Below are 13,032 nucleotides of genomic sequence, written 5' to 3' on the forward strand. Positions count from 1 at the left end.
CTTACATCTTTAGCATGCGTCATATTTTAATTTCAGGCTTCATCCTGTGTTCTGTAATTGCCAATTCTCAAAACGAAGTTGACGCATTAAGATATTCTAATATCGGTTTTGGAGGTACAGCTCGTTCCACATCGATGGCGGGTGCCATTTCTGCTTTGGGGGCAGATCCTTCGTGCTCAGCGATTAACCCCGCAGGGTTCGGACGATTCACGCGTTCTGAATTTTCATTCGGGCTTAATTATTTCGACATCCAATCCAACACTTCGTTCAACGGATCCAATTCACACGGTGGAAGAGCAAATTTAAACGTGGCAAATTTTGCATTAATTGGTTCCAGCGAGCCTCAAAACTCAGAAGACTGGAAGCGAATTCAATTCGGAATATCCTATCAGCGTTATGCTAATTTCAATAATAAAATCACCATAAATGGTGACAATAACTCCTCGATGCTTGATGCTTTCGTAGCTGAAGCAAATGGAACAGCAGAAGCAAATTTGCTCGATGAAAAACCATTTTATTCGGGTCCGGCCTATTGGGCTTATTTAATAGATCCGATTAGTCCAGGCAACAACACCTATAGCAGTCAGATCCCCGACAGCAGAGTGCATCAAACCAGAAGTATTACGCGGATCGGTTCTATTGGTGAAACCAATTTTACCTTGTCCGGAAATTACCTGGATAAACTATATTTTGGTGGATCCATCGGTTTGCCGAGTGTGAGGTATCAGGATAAATACAGTCATGAAGAAACACCTTTAGATTCCTCACTGTCATTAACCGGATTTACATTTGATGAATCGTTGGTTACACGCGGACTGGGCATCAATTTTAAAGCAGGAATTCTTTTTTCAGCTACCGAATGGTTACGATTAGGATTGGCACTTCATACTCCAACCGGCATTGGACTCTCAGATCGCTGGAGCACCACTGTATCATCCGAATTTTCGAATGGAGATCAATATTCCGAGACCTCCATTTTAGGTAGCTATAGTTACCACCTGCGAACACCGGGGAGAGTAATTTTTAGCACTGCTTTCATTATTAAAAAGCAGGGTTCCGTTTCAGTTGATTTTGAACGTGTAAATTATTCGAAGGCCAAATTACGCGCCGACAAATTTGAAACGAATCCGTATCCATTTACATTGGAAAACAATGCCGTTCTTACCAATTATCAATCGGCATCCAATATTCGTATTGGAGCGGAGTGGCGTTTTATTCCCATTTACCTGCGTGCCGGATATGCCATTTATGGAACACCTTTTAAAAATGGCGTTTCCATTTCTGATGCATCAAGAACCTACATTACTGGTGGGGTTGGATATAGAAACAGAATATTTTATGTAGACCTTGCCTATGTAAACGGAAAGTGGAAGGAAGATTACTACATGTATAACGCAGCGCTCACCAACCCGGCTCAGGTGAGTAATACAACACATTCCATTGTATTAACGGCAGGGATCAATTTCTAAAGCAAAAAAAAGCCGGAACGAGTCCGGCTTATTGAAATTATCTTCAGGAAAAATTAAGCTTCAACGTTTTCAGCATTGATTGCTTTATCCACTAAAATTCTACCGCAATGTTCGCATACGATAACTTTTTTATGCATACGAATATCTAACTGACGTTGTGGAGGGATATGGTTAAAACAACCTCCGCAAGAATCACGTTCTACCGCTACAACTGCCAATCCATTTCTTGCATTGCCTCTTAAACGATGGTAAGCTGTAAGTAAACGCTCATCAATTAGACCTTCAGCATTTTTTGCTTTATCTAAAAGATCTTCTTCCTCTTTTTGAGTTTCATCAATGATTTCTTTCAGCTCGGCTTTTTTCACTTCAAGATCTTTTTTGCGATCATCTAAGTTCGCTTTAGAAGAAGTGATAAAATCCTGTTTCGCTAATAATGAAGTTTTAAACTCCTTAATTTTCTTCTCAGAAAGCTGAATCTCGAGATTTTGATATTCGATTTCTTTTGTAATTGAATCGTATTCGCGATTGTTACGCACTTTACCTTGTTGTTCTTCGTATTTACGAATGGTAGTTTGCGCATCTTTTATTGCATTCTTTCTGTCTGAAACCTGTGTTTCGATGTCATTCAATTCTTCTTCCAGTCGTTGAACACGTGTTTCTAGTCCGGCAATTTCATCTTCCAAATCCTGAACCTCTAATGGTAATTCACCGCGAACTGTGCGGATTTTATCAATTTGAGAGTGCAGATGCTGAAGATTATAAAGCGCGCGGAGCTTCTCTTCTACTGGAATATCCTTTTCGGATGATGCCTTGTTCATAGTTAAAGGTAATTGATTGGATTAGTATTGGTATCCGTAAAATGAACCGCAAATGTAGGAAATTTTTTTCTTATCCAAGCGACCAGTAAATCGATCGTAAATTGCTCAGATTCAAAGTGTCCGATGTCGGCAATAACAATTTTACCCTCAGCATCAAAGAATTCATGGTATTTGAAGTCGCCCGTAACAAAGGCCTGGGCTCCGGCGGACTTTGCCTGGGAAAGGAGAAAACTGCCCGAACCTCCACACAAAGCCACCTTTTTTATTTTTTGCTGCGGGTCGTTCAATGTGGTATAACGTACAACGCCGGCTTTCATTTTTGATTTTACCATAGCAATAAAATCAGATGTCGACATTTCCTCAGGCAATTCACCAATGAGTCCCGCCCCCACCGACTGGAACGTATTATCCAACGATACAACATCAAAAGCGATTTCTTCATAAGGGTGATTGGAGCGCATGGCCGAGAGGATTTCTCTTTCCTTCCATCGCGGAAAAACAACCTCTATGCGGGTTTCCTTTTCATGGTGACGAATCCCCTTCTCTCCTACATAGGGATTAGAATTATCCATGGCCATAAAACTGCCAGTACCTTCAATGGAAAAACTACATTCTGCATAATTCCCAATTTCACCTGCACCTGCACTAAATAAGGCATCCAACAACTGCTCCCTGTTATCCGAAGGAACATACACTCCCAATTTTTTTAATTCCGAAGATTTTGGAGCTAAAATTCGTGTATTCCTCAATCCCAATTTTTCAGCAAAAATGGCATTTACACCATGTGATACATTATCGAGATTCGTGTGAATTGCATAGATGGCTACTCCATTTTTTATGGCTGCAATCATGGTGCGCTCTACATAATTGGATCCGGTCAGTTTTTTTAGTCCTTTAAATATCACCGGGTGATGACAAACTACGATTTCACATTTTTTTGCAACTGCCTCAGCAATCACCGCTTCAGTACAATCTAAACTTACCAGAACGTTGGAGACAGTTTGTTCAGAATCACCACATAACAAACCGCAATTATCATAGGATTCCTGCAATTGTATTGGAGCGGTGGATTCTAAAAAAGCAATAAGCTCTTTAATTTTTATTTTATTGTTCATAGTCCAAATTTAGCAATCAGATAGCTTCCTTTCTTAGGATGATTCGAATTTCCTCTTATTTTTGAACCCGCATGTACCTGATCCGGTTTTTACTTTTTCCTTTTACTTTCCTTTTTGTGCTCGTCACAGAAATGCGGAATTTTTTTTACAGATCCGGAATTTTAAAATCAAGTCAATTTGATATCCCAATCATTTCCATTGGGAATTTATCAGTAGGCGGAACGGGAAAATCTCCAATGACAGCCTACCTCGTGAACCGATTAAAATCCAACCATCAGGTTGGTGTTCTCAGTCGCGGATACGGAAGAAAAACACAGGGCTATCTGGAAGTAGATTCCAATGGAAGTGCTACCGAATACGGAGATGAACCTTTGCAGTTGAAACGCAATTTTCCCGACATCCCCGTAGCGGTTGAGTCGCACCGGATTAAAGGCATTGTTAACTTGCTGGACCATCATGAAGAAATGGATGTGGTTTTGCTCGATGATGCTTACCAACACCGGGCAGTAAAGGCCGGATTATCCATTCTTTTAACCGACTATTCGGCTCCTTTCTTTACAGATTTTGTTTTACCAACAGGTAATCTGAGAGAGCTTCGTAGTAATGCTAACCGTGCCGACATCATCATTGTTACGAAGTGTCCGGAATACATGGATCAATCATTTAAGAAGGATTTCATTCGTAAAATTTCGAAATACTCCAAAGCTCCCGTATTTTTTTCATCGGTGGTTTATGAAAATTTATGCGCGCTTAATCAGGGCGATAATGTGCCAGCGCTGGATGACAAATACGTGCTTGCCCTAAGCGGTATTGCTCGTCCTGTTCCTTTCTTCACTTTTTTAAAAAGTAAATCGAAATGCGTAAAAGAAATGCGTTTTCCGGACCATCACCGTTTTACACTTAAGGACATTCAAAAAATAGAGCAGGCATTCCACGAATTTTCTGCACAGGGCGGAATAATTTGCACCACCGAAAAAGATGCCATGCGTTTGCAAAGTCTGCAAGGAGAAGCAAAAATTATCATTCAAAAATTACCTATCTTTTATCAAAAGATCGGGGTCAAAATACACGAAGAATCATTGTTCAATTCTATTATCGAAGAGTATGTTGCAACAAATAAAGGAAACCACCTCATTCCTTCAGAGCAAGACGAATCTCATTCCTGAAGTTGGGATTATTTTAGGAACGGGTCTTGGCGGATTAACCAAAGAGATTGAAATAAGTGTTGCAATACCTTATAATGAAATCCCCCATTTTCCGGTTTCAACCGTGCAAGGACATTCCGGCAAATTGTTGTTTGGAAAACTAGGCGGAAAAAACATCGTTGCCATGCAGGGTCGTTTCCATTTTTACGAGGGTTACGACATGAAGCAAGTGACCTATCCTGTTCGGGTAATGCAAGCATTAGGAATAAAAAATCTGATGCTTTCGAATGCTGCGGGCGGGACAAATCCCTACTTTCAAATCGGCGAAATCATGATCATTAAAGATCATATCAACCTGTTTCCAACGAATCCGCTAATTGGGAAAAACGAAGATCAGTTAGGTCCCCGCTTTCCGGATATGAGTGAAGCCTACGACAAAAAGCAAATTGCAATGGCAAAAGAAATTGCGTCTTCGAATAACATCAGGGTTGCCGAAGGTGTTTATGCAGGATTAACAGGACCATGCTACGAAACTCCTTCGGAATATAAATACCTGCAAATTATAGGGGCAGACGCTGTTGGAATGAGCACGGTTCCTGAAGTTATTGTTGCCCGCCACATGGGAATTCCCTGTTTTGCCGTTTCCATTATAACCGATTTAGGCATAGACGGTAAAATTGTGGAAGTGAGTCATGAAGAGGTGCAACAGGTCGCTTCTGAAGCTGAGCCAAGAATGACCCTAATTATTAAGGAACTCCTGAAGAGAATCTAAGGCTTGAGCCTCTAATTTTCTTACCTTTATGCGGTTTTTTCCGCATATGAATTCAATCTACGACAAATACGAAGCAGTTATCGGTTTGGAAGTGCATGCACAATTGCTGACGCGTTCCAAAAATTTTTCGGCCGATAAAAATGAATATGGTGCAATCCCAAACACCAATGTGAGTGTAATATCGCTTGGTCACCCCGGCACCTTGCCCCGACTAAATAAAAAAAGCATAGAGTTCGCGGTGCGACTTGGAATTGCGTGTGAAGCGGAGATTCGCTCGCATATGCATTTTGCAAGAAAAAATTATTTCTATGCCGACTTACCGAAAGGGTATCAGATTACGCAGGACACTACTCCCATTTGTGAAAAGGGTTTCATCATGATTAAAGATGAAAATGGGAATGACAAAAAAATAAATCTTATCCGGATTCACATTGAAGAAGATGCCGGAAAAAGCATTCACGATGTGGATCCATTTGATACGCTTGTTGACCTAAACCGCGCAGGAGTTCCTCTTTTGGAAATTGTTTCTGCGCCCGATATTAAAACAGCCAAAGAAGCCTATAACTATCTCACTGAAGTGCGAAAATTAATTCGCTACCTGGATATTTGCGACGGAAATATGGAAGAAGGCTCGATGCGTTGCGATGCCAATATTTCTGTGATGCTTAAAGGCTCAGAAAAATTTGGTACCCGGGCAGAGGTAAAAAACATGAACTCTATTCGAAATGTACAACGTGCAATTGAGTTTGAAATTAAACGTCAAATTGAATTGATTGAATCCGGAGGAACAGTTGTTCAGGAAACCCGATCGTTTGATGCAGTAAGTGGAGGAACAATTAGCATGCGTAGTAAAGAAATGGCGCACGACTACCGGTATTTCCCGGAACCCGATTTACCACCGGTAACTGTTACCAGCGAGTATATTCAGGAAGTCAAAAACCATTTGCCACCACTTCCTGCTGAATTATTTAAGCGCTACACTTCTGAATTCGGATTGTCGGAATATGATGCCTATCAATTAACCGACCATAAATCGGTGGCCTTGTTCTTTGAGGAATTGATTAAGCATACGAAAAACTACAAATCAGCAGCTAACTGGATAATGGGAGATGTTCGTTCATGGTTGAATGAAAATGGAAAAGAGATAGAAGAATTCCCGCTTAGTCCAGCCAAAATCGCTGATTTAATAGCACTGATCGATTCCGGCAAGGTGAGTCACACCGTAGCTGCTCAATCGATATTTCCGGTATTGATTTCATCTCCGGAAAAAACGCCGCTTCAGATTGCTGAAGAAAATAATTTAATTCAGGAAAGTGATCAGGATGCATTACTTGGATTTATCCACCAGGCCATTGAAAATATTGGTCCGGCAAAACTTGCTGAATACAAAGGCGGCAAAAAAGGATTGGTTGGTTTATATATGGGCGAAGTAATGAAACTTTCGAAAGGAAAAGCTGATCCGAAAAACACCAACCAATTATTAATTAAAACACTCGACGAAAAATAATTTTAAAATGAAAAAATTCATTTTCTTTTTTCTTATAACTGTCATCGCATCTGCCTGCGGAAAAAGTGGCAACACGTTGAAAGGGACCTTTAACAATGGAGGTGGACAAACTGTTTATCTCGAGCGATTTGAAAAATCGAAACCTATTATCGTTGATTCTGCAGTAATTGAAGACAACGGAAATTTCACGCTTCAATTCCCGAATCAATTAGATATTTATCGACTTCGTATTCATGAAAATGATTTTGCGGTATTAATTCTAGACAGTAGCAACACACCGGAAATTAAAGCAGACGCAGGACAAGTTTTAGCCACCTATTCCGTAAATGGTTCAAAAAACAGTGAGTTGGTTCATGAATTTTTCAAAAAAACGAACGAATACCTGGTACAAAGAGAAGAGTTTAGAAAGCGATTGGATGTTATTGCATTGGATGATTCTATAGGCAGAGCTGCAGTACTAGGCGAAATAGAAGTTGCAAAAACAGAATTTGATAATTACAAAAAAGCTTTCGTGAATGAAAATCCTGCTTCACCTGCACTTATTACGACCATGAATCAGTTTCATCCTTTGGAAGAAATTGAGTACCTGAAAAAAATAGAAGCTGCACTCGCTGCCTCCATGCCAAATAGTGAGTATCACCAATCGTTAAAACTCACTGTTCAGCAATCTGAGATGCAGGCCCAGATGATGGAGATGGAAAAACAACAGGCCGAACTAACTGCTAATCTCTTAAAAACAGGAACGCCTGCCCCGGAAATTGATTTACCGGGAATCGATGGAAATAACATTAAACTTTCTTCGCTTAGAGGAAAATATGTCCTCATCGATTTTTGGGCATCCTGGTGTGTGCCTTGCAGGAATGAAAATCCGAATGTTGTCCGCTTGTATGAAAAATACAAAGACAAAGGATTTGAAGTGTATTCTGTTTCTCTGGATGATAAAAAAGACAAGTGGATTAATGCCATTAATAAAGACGGTTTAGTATGGAAATCGCATGTAAGTGAATTAAAACAATGGCAATCTGCAGTGGTAAGTACTTATGGAATTCAATCCATTCCATTTACCGTTTTATTAGATAAAAAAGGAAATGTATTAGCAACTAATCTTCGTGGCACACAACTTGAGGATAAGTTGAAAGAACTTTTAGGCGTATGAAATTAATTAAGATATTATCTCTGGCAAGTTGTCTGCTTTTTACTGCAAACACGTTTGCTCAAAAATCGGAAGCTTCTAAAAAAGAAAGCGCTTCAACTACTGATGTTAAGGAAGTCACTATTGACGCGACCATTAAAAACGGTATCGGCAAAATGATTTATGTTGAGAATTTTGAAAAATCCGGGCTAGCTGCACGTGTCGACAGTGCTACGATTAACAAAAAGGGGAAAGTCCTTTTTAAATTAAAAATTGATAAGACCGGTTTTTACCGATTTTCTTCTGTTCCTTCCGACTTTTTTGTTTTAATCCTTCAACCCGGCGAAAAAGTAGCAGTGATGGCAGATTATGCTCAATTAAATAAATCCTATTCGGTGAAAGGCTCTGTCCATTCACAAAAATTACTTGAGTTTGTTAATCTGGTTAATCACTATGTGATTGAGCGGGATTCGATACAGAATAAAGTAAAAGAGTTCGCAGGAAAAGGAGACCAGGCCTCTGCCAATAAAGCGAATCAGGAAGCAACTGAGGCCTACAATCGTTTTATTGTAAACAGAGATAAATTCATCAATGACAATCCTGCATCACCAGCCTTGCTGGGTGCATTAAATCACATCAATCAAAATCAGGATTTGGAATTGATGCGTAAGATTGAAAATGCACTTGGTACATCCATGCCCGGAAGTCCGTTTCACGAAAGTGTAAAACAATTACGCATGAATCTGGAAGCAAAACTTGCGGAAGAACAACGCAAACAAAAAGAACAGGCAGAACTCGCCGGAAGAATTGCTCCAGGAAAACCCGCCCCTGCCATTGAAATGAATGATGCCAATGGAAATCCACTTCCGCTTTCTTCCTTAAAAGGAAAATATGTGCTCATCGATTTTTGGGCATCATGGTGTGGACCATGCCGTAAAGAAAATCCGAATGTGGTTCGCGTTTATAATAAATACAAGGACAAAGGATTTACTGTATATAGCGTGTCCATCGATAGTCAGAAAGCAAATTGGTTAGCCGCCATTGAGAAGGATGGACTAAGCTGGCCCAATCATGTTTCACAACTTCTAGGGTGGCAAACTCCCATATTAAAAGAATACGGAATTACAGGTATTCCTTTTACTGTTTTAATTGATAAAGAAGGAAACATCATACAGACCAATTTACGTGGTCCAATGCTCGAACAAAAGCTGATTGAAATATTCGGATTCTGATGAAACATATTCTAACGCTATGCATGCTTGCATTAGCAGGCATTTCTATTGCTCAAAAAAACAATACCAAAGCGGAATATTTTCAGCAGGAAGTCAATTATTCCATCGATGTAAAACTGGACGATCATCTTCACACCTTAAGTGGATTTGAACAAATCCAATACATCAATCACTCTCCACATCCCATTACCGATATTTATTTTCACCTGTGGCCAAATGCCTACCGCAGCAGAGAAACTGCATTGGCAAAACAATTACTCGAAAATGGAGAGACCGATATGTATTTTGCGAATCCGCAAATGAATTACGGGTATATCGATTCGCTCCAATTTATTGTAAATAAAGATACCGTGCGGTGGGAATATGATACCACACATATGGACATTGCTATTGTTCATTTAAAGAAAGTTTTAAATCCCGGTGACACCGCATTTATTTCTACTCCATTTTTTGTTAAGCTTCCATCCAGTTATTCCCGGTTGGGACATGTAGATCAATCCTATCAAATTACCCAATGGTATCCCAAACCCGCAGTATACGACCGTGATGGCTGGCACCCGATGCCTTATCTGGATCAGGGAGAATTTTACAGTGAATTCGGGTCGTTTGATGTAAGAATAAGCGTACCAAAAAATTATGTGGTTGCCGCAACAGGAGATTTGTTTGATTGTCCGGAAGAAGAAAAATGGCTGGAGCTTAGAGCTAAAAACACCAAGGCTTTATTGGAAGAAAACCGTATTGATAAACTCGGAAATATCCGCGGTGAATACGACATGGAATTTCCCGAATCTGAAAAACAATACAAAACACTGCGGTATAAGCAAAACAATGTTCACGATTTTGCGTGGTTTGCAGATAAGCGATTCTATGTTTTAAGAGGAGAATACAATCTGCCTAAAAGTGGAAGAAACGTTACTCTTTGGAGTTTCTTTACCAAAGACAATTCCCGTTATTGGGCGAAGTCGACCCAATACCTGCACGATGCCGTAAAATATTACTCCATGTGGAACGGGGAATATCCGTACAATGTGGTGAGCGCGGTTGACGGAACCATTTCCGCCGGTGGAGGAATGGAATATCCTACCGTTACCGTCATCGGAGAATCCAATTCCGATATCGGACTTGAAACCGTTATCATGCATGAAGTGGGTCACAATTGGTTTTACGGTATTTTAGGAAGTAATGAGCGAGATCATCCATGGATGGACGAAGGATTAAACTCCTTTAATGAAATGCGCTACATTGAAACCAAATATCCGGAACTTTCATTGTTGGCTTCCTTTGCACCTCAGCTTTCATCTAAGAATGAGTTTTTCGATTTAAAAGAAACCAAACAACGTGCTCAATATTACATTTCCTATGTAATGAATGCCCGCAGAAATCTGGATCAACCCATTGAAGAAAAATCGGAAAACTATACGCCGACTAATTACGGAGGAGTAGTTTATTCCAAAACAGCATTGGCATTTGCCTATTTAAAAGCGTATCTGGGAGATAAAACTTTTGATAAATGTATGCATGCCTATTATGAAAAATGGATGTTCAAACATCCTTCACCGGATGATATGAAAGAAGTTTTTCAGGAAACGGCTAAAAAAGATTTAAGTTGGTTTTTCGATGGCGTTATAAAAGAAAACCAGGTTATCGATTATAAATTCAAACGTAAAAAACGAGTGGACCGCCGATCTTCCAAAACGTATACCTGGATGAAATACGAGGAGAGTTTGGTGGTAGTTAATAAAGGAACTGCCGATGTTCCGTTTTGTATCAATGGCGTAAAAGGAGATACCCTTTTTAATACGGTTTGGTATCCCGGACACAAAGGAAAAGCAACGATTAATTTTCCGAATGGTCCTTATGACTATTTCAAAATTGATTTCGACGAACGCATTCCGGAGGTTGACCGTAAAAACAATATGATGAAAGAAAAAGGATTATTCCGGAGAATGGAACCCTTAAAATTTCAATTCATCACCAGCCTGGAAAATCCAAAAAAATCAGTGATCTACTGGTCGCCCGTTATCGGAATGAATGCCTACGACGGATTTATGGCCGGATTTCTCCTCTATAACAATTTATTTCCCCAACGAAATTTCGAATGGCAACTCATGCCTATGTATGGTTTCCGTTCCAAAAAACCCATTGGTTATGGCAATATGGAATGGCACATTAACACCAGAAAAAGTGATTTGCTAAATTCCATCGATGTTGGATTAAATGCAGCCAGCTTTCAAACCGAGCGAATTACCATAAATGATTTTACCAGAGAACGCGGATTTATTAAAATTGCTCCACATGTTGGATTTAAACTCAAGAAAAAGAAAGCAAGAAGCGTAAACAATCATTATATCAATTTGAGATCCGTAATGGTTTATGAAGACACGGTAGATCGCTGCAATGGCGATTGCAATGGATTATTGCCTCAGGATTTCGGTGGTGAATTCGTTCTTTATAATGAAGTTCAATACTTCTATTCCAACACCAACACCTTGCATCCCTGGAATGGAAAAATGATGGTGCAACAAAACAATGATTTTTTAAAACTGGAACTGAGTGCTGCATTCAAACGATTTTATAATGCAAAAATGAATTTTGTAGAAGCTCGTGTTTTTGCAGGGAAATTTATTTACAATAACTCTACCAGCTCCAGGTACAACTTCAGATCCGATGGTCAACACGGAAGAAATGATTACACCTACGACGAAGTATTCCCTGCGCGTAATGCAACACAAGGTATGTGGATGAATCAATTTGTTGCCAACCAGGGTGCGCTAAAAATCGGAACTGCAAACGGACAAAGCATCGATTGGCTTACAGCACTCAATTTGAAAGCGTCCTTACCTATTCCAATTATTCACCTGTTTGCAGATGTAGCATTAAGTAAAAACCCTGCCATGGATGCTGTGTTTTTATATGACGCAGGAATTTCCATTCCGATGTTCCGTGGAATAGCAGAAGTTTATTTCCCGCTTGTTTGGTCATCCGTAATTAAAGACGAATACAAAGCCAATGGATACGGATACGGAAACGCCATCCGGTTTACTTTTAACCTCAACAATTTAAATCCGTTTAAACAGGTTAAAAACATCAAAGGATGACCCCCGGGAAAAAAATATATTTTGCCAGTGATTTTCATCTAGGTGTTCCAACCTGGGAAGAAAGCAGAAAGCGGGAAGATAAAATCATTCGGTGGCTTACAGAAATTGAAAAGGATGCAGAAGAGATCTACCTGGTAGGAGATGTTTTCGATTTCTGGTTCGAATATAAACGCGCCATACCAAAAGGATTTGTAAGGCTACAAGGAAAAATCGCTTCACTTTGCGATAAAGGAATTCCTGTTAAAATTTTTATTGGTAATCACGACATGTGGATGTTTGATTATCTGCCCAAGGAATTAGGTGTGGAATTATTCAGGGAACCCATTCAAAAATCATATAACGGAAAAACATTTTATATCGGTCACGGCGACGGATTAGGTCCCGGTGATTACGGTTATAAATTCATAAAAAAAATATTCCGTAATAAAATTTGTCAATGGCTTTTCGCTCGTTTACATCCTAATTTCGGAATTGGAATTGCAGATTATTTCTCTCGATCCAGCAGAAAAAAAACAAAGCACGAAGATCAATACCTCGGCGATGAAAAAGAATACCTGGTGAATTACATTAAGGATCTAGAAAAAAAAGAGCACTACGATTATTATGTTTTTGGTCACCGTCACCTTCCCATTGATATGACCATTGGAAAATCGCGTTATATTAATCTTGGCGACTGGATCGGATTTTTCACTTATGCCGAATTCGACGGATCAGAAATTCAATTTAAAAAATTCGAAGCGTAGC

The 13,032-nt window shown here is 39.6% G+C and carries 10 protein-coding genes; 8 read left to right on the plus strand and 2 right to left on the minus strand.

Going from position 1 to position 13,032, the window contains the following annotated elements:
- Window positions 1-1,469, plus strand: a 1,469-nt coding sequence (locus K1X56_10075) for an outer membrane protein transport protein (protein ID MBX7095060.1), incomplete at its 5' end; no start/stop codon positions are given.
- Between the two features lie 53 nt (window positions 1,470-1,522).
- On the opposite strand, the gene K1X56_10080 is transcribed toward K1X56_10075, so the two are convergent.
- Together K1X56_10080 and K1X56_10085 are read right to left on the minus strand one after the other, a co-directional pair.
- Window positions 1,523-2,287: a hypothetical protein gene (locus K1X56_10080; GenBank protein MBX7095061.1), complete on the minus strand. Its 765-nt coding sequence runs from the start codon at window positions 2,285-2,287 to the stop codon at window positions 1,523-1,525.
- A gap of 2 nt (window positions 2,288-2,289) precedes the next feature.
- Entirely contained in the window at window positions 2,290-3,390 is a 1,101-nt protein-coding gene (locus tag K1X56_10085; GenBank protein ID MBX7095062.1) for a Nif3-like dinuclear metal center hexameric protein, read from the minus strand.
- A gap of 128 nt (window positions 3,391-3,518) precedes the next feature.
- On the opposite strand from K1X56_10085, the gene lpxK reads away from it, so the two are divergent.
- From lpxK to K1X56_10120, 7 genes are read left to right on the plus strand one after another with little or no spacing between them, the layout of a single operon-like run.
- Window positions 3,519-4,568 carry a tetraacyldisaccharide 4'-kinase gene (gene lpxK, locus K1X56_10090; GenBank protein MBX7095063.1) on the plus strand — a complete coding sequence of 350 codons (1,050 nt, stop codon included), beginning with the start codon at window positions 3,519-3,521 and terminating at the stop codon, window positions 4,566-4,568.
- Window positions 4,507-5,319 carry a purine-nucleoside phosphorylase gene (locus tag K1X56_10095; GenBank protein MBX7095064.1) on the plus strand — a complete coding sequence of 271 codons (813 nt, stop codon included), beginning with the start codon at window positions 4,507-4,509 and terminating at the stop codon, window positions 5,317-5,319. Before lpxK ends, K1X56_10095 begins: the two co-directional genes overlap by 62 nt.
- A gap of 46 nt (window positions 5,320-5,365) precedes the next feature.
- On the plus strand, window positions 5,366-6,826 hold the full coding sequence (gene gatB / locus K1X56_10100; protein ID MBX7095065.1) for an Asp-tRNA(Asn)/Glu-tRNA(Gln) amidotransferase subunit GatB: 1,461 nt from the start codon (window positions 5,366-5,368) through the stop codon (window positions 6,824-6,826).
- A 7-nt stretch (window positions 6,827-6,833) separates the two neighbouring features.
- Window positions 6,834-7,982, plus strand: a complete 1,149-nt coding sequence (locus K1X56_10105; protein MBX7095066.1) for an AhpC/TSA family protein — start codon at window positions 6,834-6,836, stop codon at window positions 7,980-7,982.
- Entirely contained in the window at window positions 7,979-9,190 is a 1,212-nt protein-coding gene (locus K1X56_10110) for an AhpC/TSA family protein (GenBank protein ID MBX7095067.1), read from the plus strand. Before K1X56_10105 ends, K1X56_10110 begins: the two co-directional genes overlap by 4 nt.
- Window positions 9,190-12,288: a M1 family metallopeptidase gene (locus tag K1X56_10115; protein ID MBX7095068.1), complete on the plus strand. Its 3,099-nt coding sequence runs from the start codon at window positions 9,190-9,192 to the stop codon at window positions 12,286-12,288. Before K1X56_10110 ends, K1X56_10115 begins: the two co-directional genes overlap by 1 nt.
- Window positions 12,285-13,031: a UDP-2,3-diacylglucosamine diphosphatase gene (locus K1X56_10120; GenBank protein ID MBX7095069.1), complete on the plus strand. Its 747-nt coding sequence runs from the start codon at window positions 12,285-12,287 to the stop codon at window positions 13,029-13,031. Before K1X56_10115 ends, K1X56_10120 begins: the two co-directional genes overlap by 4 nt.
- Window position 13,032: the final 1 nt, after the last annotated feature.

This window comes from Flavobacteriales bacterium, from assembly GCA_019694795.1.
Classification (GTDB): Bacteria; Bacteroidota; Bacteroidia; order Flavobacteriales_D; family UBA2798; genus UBA2798.

Bases quoted from the DNA above. Each gene is read 5' to 3' on its own strand.
- K1X56_10080 (MBX7095061.1), bottom strand. From the start codon at position 2,287: ATGAACAAGGCATCATCCGAAAAGGATATTCCAGTAGAAGAGAAGCTC.
- K1X56_10095 (MBX7095064.1), top strand. From the start codon at position 4,507: ATGTTGCAACAAATAAAGGAAACCACCTCATTCCTTCAGAGCAAGACG.
- gatB (MBX7095065.1), top strand. From the start codon at position 5,366: ATGAATTCAATCTACGACAAATACGAAGCAGTTATCGGTTTGGAAGTG.
- K1X56_10105 (MBX7095066.1), top strand. From the start codon at position 6,834: ATGAAAAAATTCATTTTCTTTTTTCTTATAACTGTCATCGCATCTGCC.
- K1X56_10110 (MBX7095067.1), top strand. From the start codon at position 7,979: ATGAAATTAATTAAGATATTATCTCTGGCAAGTTGTCTGCTTTTTACT.
- K1X56_10115 (MBX7095068.1), top strand. From the start codon at position 9,190: ATGAAACATATTCTAACGCTATGCATGCTTGCATTAGCAGGCATTTCT.
- K1X56_10120 (MBX7095069.1), top strand. From the start codon at position 12,285: ATGACCCCCGGGAAAAAAATATATTTTGCCAGTGATTTTCATCTAGGT.